This is a genomic window from Pseudomonas sp. CFBP13509 (genome assembly GCF_005233485.1).
Taxonomy (GTDB): Bacteria; Pseudomonadota; Gammaproteobacteria; order Pseudomonadales; family Pseudomonadaceae; genus Aquipseudomonas; species Aquipseudomonas marginalis.
Genome location: NZ_QGAA01000015.1, coordinates 91,584 through 108,092, shown reverse-complemented (window position 1 = coordinate 108,092; position 16,509 = coordinate 91,584). Strand labels below are relative to the sequence as shown.

The 16,509-nt window shown below is 64.2% G+C and carries 8 protein-coding genes; 4 read left to right on the top strand and 4 right to left on the bottom strand.

Annotated features, from left to right (window positions below; translation table 11 throughout):
- Nucleotides 1-42 precede the first annotated feature (42 nt).
- Nucleotides 43-1,779: an N-acetylglutaminylglutamine synthetase gene (ngg, locus tag PspCFBP13509_RS23080; protein ID WP_137212752.1), complete on the bottom strand. Its 1,737-nt coding sequence runs from the start codon at nt 1,777-1,779 to the stop codon at nt 43-45.
- A 3-nt stretch (nt 1,780-1,782) separates the two neighbouring features.
- Nucleotides 1,783-3,555 carry an N-acetylglutaminylglutamine amidotransferase gene (locus tag PspCFBP13509_RS23075; protein ID WP_065926629.1) on the bottom strand — a complete coding sequence of 591 codons (1,773 nt, stop codon included), beginning with the start codon at nt 3,553-3,555 and terminating at the stop codon, nt 1,783-1,785.
- A 310-nt stretch (nt 3,556-3,865) separates the two neighbouring features.
- Here PspCFBP13509_RS23075 and PspCFBP13509_RS23070 point away from each other — a divergent pair, with 310 nt between their 5' ends.
- On the top strand, nt 3,866-8,686 hold the full coding sequence (locus tag PspCFBP13509_RS23070; protein ID WP_137212751.1) for an NEL-type E3 ubiquitin ligase domain-containing protein: 4,821 nt from the start codon (nt 3,866-3,868) through the stop codon (nt 8,684-8,686).
- A gap of 8 nt (nt 8,687-8,694) precedes the next feature.
- Here the strand turns inward: PspCFBP13509_RS23070 and mnmC are convergent, their stop codons facing one another.
- Entirely contained in the window at nt 8,695-10,689 is a 1,995-nt protein-coding gene (mnmC, locus tag PspCFBP13509_RS23065; protein ID WP_137212750.1) for a bifunctional tRNA (5-methylaminomethyl-2-thiouridine)(34)-methyltransferase MnmD/FAD-dependent 5-carboxymethylaminomethyl-2-thiouridine(34) oxidoreductase MnmC, read from the bottom strand.
- A 141-nt stretch (nt 10,690-10,830) separates the two neighbouring features.
- Between mnmC and pap the strand changes: the two genes are divergently transcribed.
- From pap to PspCFBP13509_RS23045, 3 genes are all read left to right on the top strand, one after another.
- A complete protein-coding gene (gene pap, locus PspCFBP13509_RS23060) occupies nt 10,831-12,345 on the top strand; it encodes a polyphosphate:AMP phosphotransferase (RefSeq protein WP_065923921.1) in 1,515 nt (504 codons plus the stop codon).
- Nucleotides 12,346-12,861: 516 nt separating this feature from the next.
- A complete protein-coding gene (locus PspCFBP13509_RS23050; RefSeq protein WP_027603956.1) occupies nt 12,862-14,046 on the top strand; it encodes a thiolase family protein in 1,185 nt (394 codons plus the stop codon).
- A gap of 124 nt (nt 14,047-14,170) precedes the next feature.
- Complete coding sequence (locus PspCFBP13509_RS23045) at nt 14,171-15,127, top strand: DMT family transporter (protein WP_065923919.1); 957 nt, start codon at nt 14,171-14,173, stop codon at nt 15,125-15,127.
- Here the strand turns inward: PspCFBP13509_RS23045 and PspCFBP13509_RS23040 are convergent.
- On the bottom strand, nt 15,124-16,506 hold the full coding sequence (locus PspCFBP13509_RS23040) for a class II fumarate hydratase (RefSeq protein WP_065948600.1): 1,383 nt from the start codon (nt 16,504-16,506) through the stop codon (nt 15,124-15,126). The two genes, PspCFBP13509_RS23045 and PspCFBP13509_RS23040, sit on opposite strands and share 4 nt — an antisense overlap.
- Nucleotides 16,507-16,509 lie beyond the last annotated feature (3 nt).

Sequence of the window (16,509 nt, the reverse complement as noted above, 5' to 3'; positions counted from 1 at the left end):
GGCATTGCTCTAGGCTTGAGGCTTGCAGCTTGTAACTTGAGGCTATCCACTGTGGGGGAATAGCAGGTCCACAAACTTCTCCGCCGTCGGCTGCGGTTCATGGTTGGCCAGGCCGGCCCGTTCGTTGGCTTCGATAAACACGTACTCGGGCTGATCGGCAGCGGCCACCATCAGGTCCAGGCCGACCATGGGGATATCCAGGGCGCGTGCGGCGCGCACGGCGGCGTCCACCAGCGTGGGGTGGAGGATCGCCGTGACGTCTTCCAGGCAACCGCCGGTGTGCAGGTTGGCGGTACGGCGCACGGCGAGCGTCTTGCCACGGGGCAGGATGCTGCTGTAGTCGTAGCCAGCGGCGGCCAGGGTGCGCTCGGTTTCGGCATCGACCGGGATTTTGCTTTCGCCATCGGTGGCCGCCTGACGGCGTCGGCTCTGGGCTTCGATCAGCGCGCCGATGGAATGCTGGCCGTCACCGGTCACTTCGGCGGGGCGGCGGATCGCGGCGGCGACCACCTCGAAACCGATCACCAGGATGCGCAGGTCCAGGCCTTCGTGAAAGCTTTCGAGCAATACGCGGCTGTCGAACTGCCGCGCCGCTTCGATCGCCTGCTGCACCTCTTCGATGCTCTGCAGATCCACCGCCACGCCCTGGCCTTGCTCGCCATCGAGCGGCTTGACCACGACGCGCTGGTGTTCGTCGAGGAACTCCAGATTGTCATCGGCGCTGCCCGCCAGTTGTTGCGCAGGCAGTTTCAAGCCCGCCGCTTTCAACACCTTGTGGGTGAGGCTCTTGTCCTGGCACAGGGTCATGCTGATCGCGCTGGTCAGGTCGCTCAGCGACTCGCGGCAGCGCACGCGGCGGCCACCATGGCTGAGGGTGAACAAACCGGCATCGGCGTCATCCACCTGCACATCGATGCCGCGTCGATGGGCCTCTTCGACAATGATCCGCGCATACGGGTTGAACCCCGCCTGCGGGCCGGGGCCGAGGAACAGCGGTTGGTTGATACCGTTCTTGCGCTTGATCGCAAAGGTGGTCAGCGCACGGAAGCCGAGCTTGGCGTAGAGGTTCTTGGCCTGGCGATTATCGTGCAGCACCGACAGGTCGAGATAGCTCAGGCCACGGCTCATAAAGTGCTCCACCAAGTGGCGTACCAACACTTCGCCCACGCCGGGGCGTGTGCACAGCGGGTCGACCGCCAGGCACCACAGGCTGCAACCGTTTTCCGGGTCGTGGAAGGCTTTCTGGTGATTGAGGCCCATCACGCTGCCGATCACCGCGCCACTGTCTTCGTCCTCGGCCAGCCAGTACACCGGGCCGCCTTCATGGCGCGGTGTCAGGCGTTCGGCGTCGACCGGCAGCATGCCGCGGCCTTGATACAACTGGTTGACCGCCAGCCAATCGGCCTCGCTCTGCACCCGGCGAATGCGGAAACCGCGAAACACGCGGGTGGACGGGCGATAGTCGCTGAACCACAGGCGCAGGGTGTCGGATGGGTCGAGGAACAACTGCTGCGGATCAATCCCGAGGATCTGCTGGGGCGCGGCCACATACAGCGCGATATCGCGCTCGCCGGGCTGTTCGTTGAGCAGCTCCTGGGCCAGGCTGGCCGGGTCCGGGAAGGTATGGCCGATCAATAGCCGGCCCCAGCCGCAATGCACCGCAATCGGCTCGGCGGCCAGCGGGCTACCATCTTCGGCCAGGCGCGCTTGCAGGCGCTCGTAGGTCGGCGCCTGGCCCTTTAACAAGCGTTGGCTGTAAGCCGCTGCATGGGGTTTCATCAATCAGATTCCTTGTTCGCTGAGCCACAGGTTCAACGCGGCCAGTTGCCACAGCTTCGAGCCGCGCAACGGGGTCAATTGACCTTGCGGGTCGGTGAGCAGGCGGTCGAGCATGGCCGGGTTGAACAGGCCGCGATCCTGGCTTGGGTCCAGCAGCAGTTCGCGCACCCAATTCAGGGTGTCGCCCTGCAAATGCTTGAGGCCCGGCACCGGGAAGTAGCCTTTCTTGCGGTCGATGACTTCGCTCGGAATCACCCGGCGCGCGGCCTCTTTCAACACTTGCTTGCCACCGTCGGGCAATTTGAATTTGCCCGGCACGCGCGCCGACAGTTCCACCAGGCGGTAGTCGAGGAACGGCGTGCGCGCTTCCAGGCCCCAGGCCATGGTCATGTTGTCGACGCGTTTGACCGGGTCATCCACCAGCATCACCGTGCTGTCCAGGCGCAGGGCCTTGTCCACGGCGGCGTCCGCGCCGGGCATCGCAAAATGCTCGCGCACGAAGTCGCCGGCGGCGTCGTTGGCGGTCAGCCATTTCGGTGCGACGGTGGCGGCGTAGTCATCGTAGCTGCGGTCGAAGAACGCCTCGCGGTAGGCGGCATACGGGTCGCTGGCGCCATCCACCTGCGGGTACCAGTGGTAACCGGCGAACAGCTCATCGGCGCCCTGGCCGCTCTGCACCACCTTGCAATGCTTGGCCACTTCCCGCGACAGCAGGTAGAAGGCGATGCAGTCATGGCTGACCATCGGTTCGCTCATGGCGCGGAACGCCGCCGGCAGTTGTTCGATGATCTCGCTTTCGGCAATGCGCAGTTGGTGGTGACGGGTGCCGTAGTGCTTGGCGATCAGGTCCGAATACTGGAACTCGTCGCCACGCTCGCCGCCGGCGTCTTCAAAGCCGATGGAGAAAGTCGACAGGTCCTGCACGCCGACTTCACGCAGCAGGCCGACGAGCATGCTCGAGTCGACGCCGCCGGAAAGCAGCACACCGACATCCACGGCAGCCCGTTGACGAATGGCCACGGCTTCGCGGGTGCTGTCCAACACGCGGTCGGTCCAGTCTTCCAGGCTCAGGTTTTTTTCATCTTCATGGGGGCCGTAGGGCAGCGTCCACCAGGTTTTCTGCTCGGTGTTGCCTTCGGCATCGATGCGCATCCAGGAGGCCGGCGGCAGTTTTTCAATGCCCGCCAGCAGCGTGCGCGGAGCGGGCACGACGGCATGGAAATTCAAGTAGTGATTGAGCGCCACCGGATCGAGGATCGGGTTGATATCACCGCCCTTGAGCAGCGCCGGCAGGGCCGAGGCAAAGCGCAGGCGCTGACCGGTGCGCGACAGGTACAACGGCTTCACGCCGAGACGGTCACGGGCGATGAACAGGCGCTGGGCATCGCGCTCCCAGACGGCAAAGGCAAACATGCCGTTGAGCTTGGGCAGCAGTGCTTCGCCCCAGGCGTGGTAACCCTTGAGCAGCACTTCGGTGTCGCCGCCGGAATAGAAGGCGTAACCCAGGGCTTCAAGCTCCTGGCGCAATTCCGGGAAGTTGTAGATCGCGCCGTTGAATGCCAGGGACAGGCCCAGTTGGGCGTCGACCATCGGTTGGGCGGAGCCGTCCGACAGGTCCATGATTTTCAGGCGTCGATGGCCCAGGGCAATCGGCCCTTGGGCATGGAAGCCCCACGCGTCAGGGCCGCGGGGTGCCAAGTGATGGGTAATTCGCTCCACCGCTGCGAGGTCCGCAGGTTGGTGATCGAAACGTAACTCGCCAGCTAATCCGCACATAGGTTCCTTACCGGTTTTTCCGTTGGGGAGGGATAGAAAGACCCGCACCAAAATGGCGGGTACCTAGGGACTGACCCGAGGCTATACGCGGAGTTTTAGATCAATAAGTTATATGGCAAACCGCCGCCCCCCATTCGGAACACCCCTGCAGCCTGTGCGGCGTGGGTGAAAGGGGCGGTAATTAAGTCGAGGCGAGATGCAAAAAATCGACGCTTGCGCGGGCTGAACCTGCAGCTATTTGAACCCTTTTGCGCGGTCGCAGCGCTTATCGTCTGGCGTCATTGTTCAACGCGATAAAGGAACATTGCGAATGACGCAAACCACTGATTTGACCCAGGCGCTCGAGCCGGTGCCCCACGACCAATTGATGGCGGCGCTGCTGAATATCACCGGCGACCTGGATAAAGCGCAGGTCTTGCATGACACGCTGCCGGCCTGGTTGGTCAAGGCTGACTCCCACATATTGCAGGCCATCGAGCAGGCGTATGCCGACAGCGAGCGCCCCCGTGAAACCCTGCACCGGGTGCTGAACCGTCTGCAACCGCTGGATAAATTCTGTGCCGAACGGCTCAAGGCTTTCCTGGACGGCAAGGGGCATGGGGGCCTCGACATCGAAAACGACACCCTGGAAATCCCCCGGCGCTCGTTCAGCGGTGTCAGCCAGGACCTGGGCGGCCAGGTGGTCGAGACCGTTACCCTGGAGAAGCACAGCCTGCTGCAAGCGGCCATGCAGAATTTCTCCCAGGCGGCTGCCGAGCCTGGCGGCTCGCCGACCACTGCCGTGGTGCGCATCGGCCCCAGGCGCCGAATTGCGCAAACCCTCAGCGCTCAGGCCTTTATCGGCTACTGCCGCGAGCTGAACCTGGGAGAGGCCTATCAGACCCATGTGCGCGAAGTGTTCAACCTGGTGGCGCCCGACCAGGACTTCAATCCTTCGGTGACGCAGGTCGGCCAATCCCGTTGCGTGGACATGCAGATCGACCTGCATCTGGCCCATGCCAAGGGCGATATCGATGCACCGACCCGCGCGTTGCTGCTGGGCCTGGCCAAGGCGGATATGCCCGCCGGTGACATCCGGCAATTGTGGTTCAACCAGCAGCCGCTGACCTGGCAAGGCCTGAACATCGACGGCGCCTGCCTGTGGGGGGTATTGGTGTTTTCCAGTGCATCGGCCGAAGGGTTCTCCAGCGGCCCGATCGTGGTGTATATGCCCAACGAGCCCGTGCGGCCGTGGTACCGCTATGAATCACTGGAGCATTTCAAGCTCTACCTCACCCTCAAGCTTCACGTCAGTACCTATCGTGATTTCTTCAAGGGTTACCTGGACGAGTCCGAGCGTTTCGGTTTTTTCGAGCGTTTTGACCAGGAGGCCATCGTCGTGCGGGTGGCGCCGCTCCCGGTCACAGACAAGTTGTCGACATTCTTTTTCAATGCCTGCGTTGGCAAGATCCAGCTGGATGCGCAGGTATTGGCGGTTCCCAATGCCCAGGCCGATGACGACGCGCGTCGCAAGCGTATCCAGGATTATCTGGATGTCGGCTTGACGGTGCTCAACGTCGCCGGGTTCGTGGTGCCGGTGGTGGGCCAACTGATGACCGGTGTGGCCATTGGGCAATTGCTTGGCGAGATGTTCGAGGGGGTGGATGACTGGCTGCACCATGACAAGCTCGGCGCCCTCAGGCACCTGACGAACATCGCGGAAAACCTCGCTGCCATGGCATTGTTCGCCGCGGGTACGAAAGTGGTGGGCCGGCTGTGGCGAACCACACCGTCGGCGGCGGGGTTCTACGACAGCCTCGAAGCCGTGCGGCTGCCCGACACGTCCACGCGCTTGTGGCGCAGTCGTACCGAGCCGTATCGTCACACCGTCTCGCTCGAAGGCACAGTGGCCAGCCCGCGTGGGGTCTATCAGCTCAATGGCCAGTCCTATGTGAATGTCGACGGGGCGCTGTATTCGATTGTCTTTGACGCCCGCACCGGGCGCTGGCGAGCCCGGCATCCGCAGCGGGATTCGGCCTATCGGCCACCCTTGACCCACAACTACCAGGGCGGCTGGCAGTTCTCGTTCGAGCAGGCGGATGAATGGCGCAGCCCTGACTATATCCTGAGGCGGCTGGACCCCAGTCTCAGCGCCTTACCGGCCGGACACCTGCAGGAGATCGCCGCTATCACCGGCTCGACCTTACCGCGCTTGCAGCAACTGGCCAGGCAGAACCTGCCGCTGCCGGAGCGGCTGCGCGACTGTGCGCTGCGGTTCAAGCTGAACCAGGGGGTTCGCGACCTGATCTGGCAAATGGAGCATCAAGCACCGCTCGATGCGGCCACCACCCGTGTGCAGATGCTGGCCCTGCCACTGATGGACGGGTGGCCCCGTGGGCGTTTTTTCGAACTGCTCGACGACGAGGGCTACCTGCTTGAGCGCCATCCAGACACCGCGCCGTTCGATTACGAGGACTTGAGCATCCACCTCACCACGCAACAACTGCGGAACGGACAGATCCTGCCTACCCTGCTGGCCGCACTCGATTCCGAAGAAACCGCGCAATTGCTCGGCGGCACCTTCCACGCCGATGAAGCGCAAGCGGTACTGGCGCGGCGTCTCACCGCCTCGCTCAAGACCACGCATCAGGCGGTCTATGAGCGGCTGCGCATGGATGCCGATTTCATCGATCAGACCGATCACGGCCAGCTCAAGCAGCGCTTGCCGCAATTGCCGATCCGGGTGGCCTGGGAGGTCATGACCCAGGCCTCCACGGCCGAGCGCTGGCACTTGCGCCATACCGGGCGTGTGCCGCTGCGGGTCAGCCAGTGGGCCCGGGAAGCCCTGGAAGCGTTGGAGGAAGACGACGCGCTGGCCGGCCTGTATTTGCCGGAGCTGGCCACCGATGTGACACGGCGCGTGGCCACCGGCTTGCTGCAACGGGTTCCAGGCTGGCCCGAGGATCTGTTCTTGCAGGTGCGCCGCGAAAGCGTACAGGGCGCTGTCCTGGGACAGGTGGGCGACCCAGGCGCTGATATCAGTCGTTTCGTGGTGCAGTCGGCCAAGGGCTTTCGCGCCTACGATGGGCAAGGTAAGGCCTTGGGCGCGCTGGCCGGCGGGCCGGAAGGTTTCTACGAGGCGTTGCTCAACAGTTTGTCTGCCGCCCAACTCGACGCGCTGCGCCTGACCGCGAGCGGCAGGGCCAGCCAGTTGCGGCATGCATTGATTGGCAAGGCCCAGGATGAACGCAATCGCATCGGCCGTTACTTATGGCCCGAGCGCGCGGTACCCGAGGAGCCGGCCCTGTCGTGTGTGCAAGGCTCGCCGCCTGCGCTGCCTCCACAGCCTGCGGGCCTGATGCGCAAAGCTCGCAAACTCTTCCCGTTATTCGATGACCGGCGCCTGTCGACCTTCCTGCAGGACTTGGGCACCGATCACCTGTCCCGGGCCAAAGCCGTGCGCACCCTTGAGCAGCAATATGAGGCACTGCAGCGGGCGCTGAGGCTGTGGGCCAAGGGCAAACCGGCGCAGCCACACTCGGACGTCGCGCTGCAAGACTACCGCCTGGCTCGACACCAGGCCGCACGGGCCATCGAGCGCAGTTGGCAATATGCGTCGCTGGCGCCGGATGAACACCATCGGCAAGTGCCGAGCCTGTCCCTGGACGGCATGGCCATCGGGGCGTTGCCGACCTTGCCGGCGCACGTGCAGTTCGAGCATGTCCGGCAATTGTCGTTGAAACGCATGGGGCTCAACGATGACGTCGCGTATTTCCTCAAGCACTTCAAGGGGCTGCGCAGCCTGGAGTTGAACGGTAATCGGCTGACGCGGCTGCCGGAAGTGCTCCAGCACATGCCGTGGCTCAGGCAGCTGTACATGGCCGATAACCACCTGCAACTGACCGAGTACACCCGCACCAAACTTGCGGACCTGAAGAGCCTGGTCGTGCTCGACCTGAGCAACAATCCCCTGGTGGACCCGCCGGTCGTCAACAAGATGTTCGAGTTGCGCAACCTGATGCTGCGCAACTGCCGGCTGACCAGTCTGCCCACCGGCTTTACCCGCGTTCCGTACCTGGAGCAACTCGACCTGCGGGACAATGACATCGCCAGTTTGCCGGCATGGTTGTTCAATGCGCCGCGCGAGCACACCGAAGTCATCAATGTGCGGCATAACCCTTTGGACGCCAGCACTCGTCAGGCCTTGAACCGTTACCGGGACACCATCGGCGTGGGCATGGGCTTCGTGGAGGATGACATTGCGCGACTCAACGAGCAGACCGCACGTGAGCTGTGGCTGGGCGATGAGCGCGCGACGCACTTCGCCGAAAAGGCCGAGACCTGGCTGGGGCTCAAGGATGAACCCGGCTCCGACGGCCTGTTCAAATTATTGGCCGGCCTGGGCGGAGCCGCCGACACCAGCCACGTGCGCGAGGACATGAACCGCCGCATCTGGCGCGTGCTGGATGCCGCCGCAGGCGATACCCGACTGCGTGCCGAGATTTTCGAGCGCGCGGCCACGCCGTTGAACTGTGATGACGCCGCTGCCGTGAGCTTCAGTAGCCTGGAGGTGCTGGTTGAAATCCACGAGGCCGCGCAGCGGGTGGAGGGCGGCAGGGTCACGGCCAAGCCGCTGCTCAGGTTGGCCAGGGGCTTGTTTCGCCTCGACCGCCTGGAGTCCATGGCCAGCCGGCACAGCGCCGAGCATCCGACGCTCGATCCGCTGGAGGTCAGCCTGGCTTATCGCACCGGGCTGGTGGAGCGCTTTCATTTGCCCGGGCAGCCCCGGCATATGCGCTTCGCCAGCCTGGCTGGGGTAACCGAGCATATGCTGGAGGTTGCCGAAGCGCAGTTGAAGGAGGCCGAGCTTTCCCCGCAACTGCTGAACTATATGGTGAAGCTGCCATTCTGGAGCAGTTACCTGAGGCGCACCCATGGCGGTTCGTTCGACACCCTGACCCAGCCCTTTGGCGAGCGCATGGAAGCGGTGTGGGCGCAAAGGGAAAGCTTGGGTGACGCTGACTATCACACCCAGATGGGCGTGATCCAGCGCGCGCGGGAAAGCGCCGAGCTCGTCGAGCTCAAACGCCTGACCCAGGAGGCGTTGAGGTTCGATGCGCTGGGCACCTGCGAATTATCCCCGGCGGGTTGAAGCGCCGCCTACGGGGTCGTTTTTGCAGCGTTGCTGCGAATCAACCCGCGCACCGCAAAGCGATTCGGGTGACAGGCCTCGGCCACGCTGCGGGGCAGGGGCAGCGGTTCGTTGTCCAGCCATGCCGCCAGCAACTCGCCGGACAGCGGCGCGGTGATCAGGCCCCGGGAGCCGTGGCCGCTGTTGATGTACAGGCCGTCCAGCCACGGGCAAGTGGCCTGTGGCGTGTGGCGGGCATCTTTGCGCAGCACGTCGTAGGCCTGGGCGAATGCCAGGCTGTCGGCCAGCGGCCCGACAATCGGCAAGTAGTCCGGGCTGGTGCAGCGGAAGGCGGCGCGGCCCTCCAGGGTCTCTGCGGCAAGGTCGGCGGCGTGCAGGCGCTGGGCCAGGTCCGGGGAAATCTCTTGCAGCAGCTCAAGGTTACCGGCGTGCTCGGCGGCGGTAGGGGTGAGGTCATCGTTGTTGAAATCAAAGCTGGCCCCCAGGGTGTGTTCGCCCAGGCGAGCCGGCGCCACGTAGCCCTCGGCACACACCACCGTGGCCAGGGCCTGGCTGGCGGCGGTCTGGGGCAGGCGGGTGATCTGCCCGCGAATCCGCTTGAGGGGCAACTCGGCGCCGGCGGCAAATCGTTTGACCTCAGCGGCCCCGGCCAGCACCACCACGGGGGCGCTGGCCAGCAGCCGATCACCGTCCCAGGCCTGCCAGTGGCCGCCGACTTTGCGCAGGTCCAGCACCTCATGATGGGCCAGCACCTCGATACCTGGCTGGCGCGCCTGCCATTGGCACAGCGCGGGTGGATGCACCCAGCCGCCTTCGGGGAAAAACAGCCCGCCCTGTTCCAGGCCCACCCCGGCGCGAGCCTGGGCTTGAGCCTTATCCAGCAGATGCAGCAGCTGCGGGGCGAATGCCTGGGCCAGTTGCGCCTGGCGTTCGGCCTCCTTGGCATTGAAGGCCAGTTGCAGCACGCCGCAGCCGTCCCAATCCACCCCGCGTTGCAGGTGCTCCAGCAGGCGCCGGGTGTACCCGAACCCGCTGACGATCATCTGCGACAACGCCGTGCCGTGTGCCGACAGCTTGAGATAAAGCACCCCTTGCGGATTGCCGGAGGCCTCCTGGGCGAGGCCGCCATGGCGCTCCAACAGGCTGACCTGCCAGCCCCGCGCCGCCAGGCTGGCCGCGCTGGCGCAGCCGGCCAGGCCGCCGCCGATCACCAGGGCGTGGCGCTCGCCAGTGGGCATGGTCGGGCGGGCGAACCAGGGTTTGGCGGCGGCCGGTGCCGGCGTGTCGGTCGGCCAGCCGAGAAACTCCCCGCGCAGGATTTCCCACTTGTGGCCGATGCCCGGCGTACGCTTCATCTTGAAACCGGCGGCGTTGATCAGCCGGCGCACCCAGCCGGTGCTGGTGAAGGTGCTGATGGTCGAGCCCGGGGCCGCCATGCGTGCCAGCTCGGCAAACAGTTCGGCGCTCCACATCTCGGGGTTTTTTGCCGGGGCGAAGCCGTCGAGAAACCACGCGTCGATCTGCGCATCCAGTTGCGGCAACTGTTCCAGGGCATCGCCGATCAGCAGCGTGAGGGTGACGCGGCCGTTGTCCAGCACCAGGCGCTGGAAGCCTTGGTGGATGGCGATGTAGTGCGCCAGCAGTTGCTCGGCGAACGGCGCCAGCTCGGGCCAGAGGGCGAGGGCGCGTTGCAGGTCGGCGTGGCTCAGGGGGTACTTTTCCACGCTGACAAAATGCAGGCGCGCACCGGCCACGGCGTGTTGCTCGAACAACTGCCAGGCGCAGAGGAAATTCAGGCCGGTGCCGAAGCCGGTTTCGCCAATCACCAGACGCCCGCCCGCCGGCAGGGCGGCGAAGCGCTCCTGCAAGCGGTTCTGTTGCAGGAACACATAGCGGGTTTCGGCCAGGCCCGATTGGTCGGAGAAATACACGTCGTCGAACACCCGCGAGTGCGGGCGACCTTGATCATCCCAGTCGAGCTGGGCGTGGGTTACGGGGTTCATGGGCGGCTCGGTAAAGGCAAGGCGGCCATTCTAGCCGATCAACAGGCTTTGAATTGACCCACGGCAAGCCCCGGTGGAATTTCCTCCCGCGCGTTGTTGCCCAATCCGCTAGTCTTGCTCACTTCTGGAACGGAGCCGCCCATGTTCGAATCTGCCGAAATCGGTCACGCCATCGACAAAGACACCTTTGAGGCCGAAGTGCCCGCCCTGCGCGAGGCTTTGCTGGAGGTGCAGTACGAGTTGCAACAGCAAAAGCGCTTCCCGGTGATCATCCTGATCAACGGCATCGAAGGCGCCGGTAAAGGTGAGACGGTCAAACTGCTGAATGAATGGATGGACCCGCGCCTGATCGAGGTGCGCACCTTCGACCAGCAGACCGACGAAGAACTGGCCCGCCCCCCGGCCTGGCGCTACTGGCGCCAACTGCCTGCCAAAGGCCGCATGGGCATTTTTTTCGGCAACTGGTACAGCCAGATGCTGCAAGGCCGGGTGCACGGCGAGATCAAGGATGCGCGGCTCGACCAGGCCATCGCCGGCGCCGAGCGCCTGGAGAAGATGCTCTGCGATGAAGGCGCGCTGATCTTCAAGTTCTGGTTCCACCTGTCCAAGAAGCAAATGAAGGCACGGCTCAAGGCCCTGGCCGACGACCCGTTGCACAGTTGGCGCATCAGCCCGCTGGACTGGCAGCAATCCGAGACCTACGACAAGTTCGTGCATTTCGGCGAGCGCATCCTGCGCCGTACCAGCCGCGATTACGCGCCCTGGCATGTGATTGAAGGCGTCGACGCCAACTACCGCAGCCTCACCGTGGGCAAGATCCTGCTCGAAGGCCTGCAGAATGCCCTGAAGCTGCCCAAGGGCAAGGCCAGCGGGATGAACCCGGCGCCGTTGCCCTCGGCCATCGACCAGATGAGCCTGCTCAACAGCCTCGACATGACCCTGAGCCTGGACAAGGACGATTACGAAGAACAGCTGATTACCGAGCAGGCGCGCTTCTCCGGCCTGATGCGCGACAAACGCATGCGCAAGCACGCGCTGGTGACGGTCTTCGAAGGTAACGACGCGGCGGGCAAGGGCGGGGCGATCCGTCGGGTGGCGGCCGCGCTCGACCCGCGCCAGTACCACATCGTGCCGATTGCCGCGCCCACCGAGGATGAACGGGCCCAGCCGTACCTGTGGCGGTTCTGGCAGAAGATCCCGGCGCGGGGCAAATTCACCGTGTTCGACCGCTCGTGGTACGGCCGCGTGCTGGTGGAACGTATCGAGGGCTTCTGCACCACGGCCGACTGGATGCGCGCCTATGGCGAGATCAATGACTTCGAGGAGCAACTGCGCGACGCCGGTGTGATCGTGGTCAAGTTCTGGCTGGCCATCGACAAGCAGACCCAACTGGAACGCTTCCAGGCCCGTGAGGAAATCCCTTTCAAGCGCTTCAAGATCACCGAAGACGACTGGCGCAACCGCGACAAATGGGACGACTACCGCGCCGCCGTGGGCGATATGGTCGACCGCACCAGCACCGAGGTTTCGCCGTGGACGCTGGTGGAGGCCAACGACAAGCGCTGGGCGCGGGTCAAGGTGTTGCGCACCATCAACCTTGCCCTGGAGGAAGCGTTCGCCAAGTCCGACAAGCACGACAAGAAGAAAAAGAAATAACCACTGGCCTGGTGTTGTTCAGGATGCAGCCCTCTGTGGTGAGCGGGCGTGCTGTGGTGAGTGGGCCGGTTGTGGTGAGCGGGCCTGTTTTGGTGAGCAGGCTTGTTGTGGTGAGCGGGCCTGTTTTGGTGAATGGGCCTGTTGTGGTGAGCGGGCTTGTTGTGGTGAGCGGGCTTGCCCCGCGCTGGGCTGCGAAGCGGCCCCAAAACCAGCCAATAAGGTCTGCCTGAAATAACGCGGCGCCTTGGTCAGGGCCGCTTCGCAGCCCAGCGCGGGGCAAGCCCGCTCACCACAACAAGCCCGCTCACCACAACAAGCTCATTTGCCACTACAAGCCTGCTTGCCACGATAAGCTCGCTCACCACAACCGGCCCGCTTGCCACAACTAGCCGGCCAGCCACAGGTTTATGTCCGTCACCATGCTTTTGTATACGCCGGATGAATGATCGTCGCGGTGGGGCAGGCCTGGATCTATCCTCGATCCATCTCCCCACAACGACAAGATCGAGGTAGCCCATGCGTGAAGTAGTGATCGTCGACAGCGTGCGAACCGGCTTGGCCAAATCCTTTCGCGGCAAGTTCAACCAGACCCGCCCGGATGACATGGCGGCCCATTGCGTCAACGCACTGCTGACCCGCAACGGCATCGACCCGGCCAGCGTCGAGGATTGCATCGTCGGCGCGGGTTCCAACGAAGGCGCCCAGGGCTACAACATCGGGCGCAACGTGGCCGTGCTGTCGCAATTGGGCACAGGTACGGCGGGCATGACCCTCAACCGGTTCTGCTCGTCGGGCTTGCAGGCGATTGCGATTGCGGCCAACCAGATCGCGTCGGGTTGCAGCGACATCATCGTGGCCGGTGGCGTCGAGTCCATCAGCCTGACCATGAAAAGCGTCAACACCGATAACCTGATCAACCCGCTGCTCAAGGAGCAGGTGCCGGGCATTTACTTCCCCATGGGCCAGACCGCGGAAATCGTCGCCCGCCGCTATGACGTCAGCCGCGAAGAACAGGACCTCTACGCCCTGCAAAGCCAGCAGCGCACCGCCCAGGCCCAGGCGGAGGGCTTGTTTGATGATGAAATCGTGCCGATGGCGGTCAAGTACAAGGTCGAGGACAAGAACACTGGCGCTGTGCAGATCCTTGACGGCGTGGTCGACCGCGATGACTGCAACCGCCCGGACACCACGTTGGCCAGTCTCTCTGGGTTGAAGCCCGTATTTGCCGAAGACGGCTCGGTGACGGCGGGTAACTCCTCGCAGCTCTCCGACGGTGCCTCGATGACCCTGGTGATGAGCCTGGAGAAAGCCCTGGCACTGGGGCTCAAGCCCAAGGCGTTTTTCCGCGGTTTCACCGTGGCCGGTTGCGAGCCGGATGAGATGGGGATCGGCCCGGTTTTCTCGGTGCCCAAGCTGCTCAAGGCGCGGGGCTTGCAGGTGGCGGACATCGACCTGTGGGAACTCAACGAGGCCTTTGCGTCGCAGTGCCTGTATGCGCGCAATCGCCTGGGCATCGATAACGCCAGGTACAACGTCAACGGCGGCTCGATTTCCATCGGCCACCCGTTCGGCATGACCGGCTCGCGGCAGGTGGGGCACCTGGTGCGTGAGCTGCAACGGCGCAATGTGCGTTATGGCATCGTCACCATGTGCGTGGGTGGCGGCATGGGCGCCACGGGGCTGTTCGAAGCCGTGCGCTGATAAGTGTGGGAGGGGCAGTGCGACGATTCGACTTGCCCCTCCCACATTTTAACTGCAGCGTATCCCAATTCGCTCACTTCCCCCTAGAATGCCCGCTCCACTTCCTCTGGCTTCTGGGGCACTCATGCACATCTCTTCCGGCCGCTGGGTCTACGGTTTTCTCCTGACCCTGCTGACCGCGCTGCTCTGGGGCATTCTGCCGATCAAGCTCAAGCAAGTGTTGCAGGTGATGGACCCGATCACGGTCACCTGGTTTCGCCTGGTGGTGGCCGGCAGTTGCCTGTTCGTGTACCTCGCCGCGACCAGGCGCCTGCCCAGTCGTAAAGTACTCGGCCCCAGGGGCGGCTGGCTGGTGGCGATGGCGGTGTGCGGCCTGGTGGGCAACTACGTGTTGTACCTGGTGGGCCTGAAACTGCTCAGCCCCGGCACTGCGCAACTGGTGGTGCAGATGGGCCCGATCTTCCTGATGATCGCCAGCGTGTTTGTGTTCAAGGAGCGTTTCAGCGTCGGGCAGTGCGTGGGCCTGGTGGTGCTGATCGTCGGCTTCGGTCTGTTCTTCAACCAACGCCTGGGAGAGTTGCTGACGTCCCTTGGCGCCTACACCGCCGGCGTGCTGACGATCCTGCTCGCGACTTCGGTCTGGGTGTTCTATGCCCTGGGCCAGAAGCAGTTGCTGACCGTGTGGAATTCGCTGCAAGTGATGATGGTGATCTACCTGTCGTGCGCCGTGCTGCTGACGCCGTGGGCGCATCCGCTGGAGGCCCTGCAACTGAGCCCGCTGCAAGGCTGGCTGTTGCTGGCGTGCTGCATGAACACCCTGGTGGCCTACGGTGCATTTGCCGAAGCCCTGGCTCACTGGGAAGCCTCACGGGTGAGTGCGACCCTGGCCCTGACGCCGTTGGTGACCTTTGTCGCGGTGGCGTTGGCGGCGTGGCTGTGGCCGGACTATGTGCAGGCCGAAGAGATCAATGCCCTGGGCTATTTCGGCGCGCTGGTGGTGGTGCTGGGGTCGGCGGCGGTGGCGCTGGCGCCGTCGTTGCTCGCCGGGCTCAAGGCCCGGCGGCTACGCATGGCGTCCTAGGCACCCAGCATGTTTTCCGGGCGTACCCACTGGTCGAACTCAGCGTCGGTGAGGTAGCCCAGGTCCAACGCCGCTTCCCGAAGGGTCAAGCCTTCGGCGTAGGCCTTCTTGGCGATCTCTGCCGACTTGTCATAGCCGATGTGCGGGTTGAGCGCCGTGACCAGCATCAGCCCGCGCTCCAGGTGCTCGGCCATTTTCCCGGCGTCGGGTTCGAGGCCGGCGATGCAGTGCTCCTGGAAGTTATTGCAGCCATCGGCCAGCAGGCGGATCGATTCCAGCAGGTTGTGGATGATCACCGGCTTGTACACGTTCAACTGCAAATGCCCCTGGCTCGCTGCGATGCCGATGGTCACGTCATTGCCCAGCACCTGGCAGGCCAGCATCGACAGTGCCTCGCACTGGGTCGGGTTGACCTTGCCGGGCATGATCGAGCTGCCAGGCTCGTTGGCCGGCAGTTTCACCTCCGCAAGGCCGGCACGCGGGCCGGAGCCCAGCAGGCGCAGGTCGTTGGCGATTTTCATCAGGGCCACGGCCAGGGTTTTCAGGGCGCCGTGCAGGGTCACGATCGGTTCATGGCCGGCCAATGCGGCGAATTTGTTCGGCGCGGTGACGAAGGGCAGGCCCGACAAAGCCGCCAATTCCGAGGCGATCGCCTCGCTGAAGCCATGGGGCGCATTCAGCCCGGTGCCCACCGCCGTGCCACCTTGGGCCAGCTCGCATACCTGGGGCAGGGCGCTGCGGATCGCCCGTTCGGCGTAGTCGAGCTGGGCGATAAACGCCGAGAGTTCCTGGCCGAAGGTGATCGGCGTGGCATCCATCATGTGGGTGCGGCCCGTCTTTACCAGCTTTGCATGCCGCGCCGACAGTTCCGCGAGGCCGCCGGACAGTGTATTGATCGCCGGCAACAATTGCTGGTGCACCGCTTGCACCGCCGCAATGCTCATGGCGGTAGGGAAGCAGTCGTTGGAGCTTTGGGAGCGGTTCACATGATCGTTGGGGTGCACCGGGCTCTTGCCGCCACGGGGCTTGCCCGACAGCTCGTTGGCGCGGCCGGCGATGACCTCGTTGGCGTTCATGTTGCTCTGGGTGCCGCTGCCGGTTTGCCAGACGACCAGGGGGAACTGGTCATCATGTTGGCCATCGAGCACTTCGTCGGCGGCCTGTTCGATCAGGCGGGCAATGTCGGCGGGCAGGTCACCGTTGCGGTCGTTGACCCGGGCGGCGGCCTTCTTGATCAGGGCCAGTGCGTGCAGTACCGCGAGGGGCATGCGCTGCTCGCCGATGGCGAAATTCACCAGCGAGCGTTGGGTCTGGGCGCCCCAGTAAGCGTCTTCCGGGACTTCCACGTCTCCCAGGCTGTCGGTTTCGATACGGCTCATCGG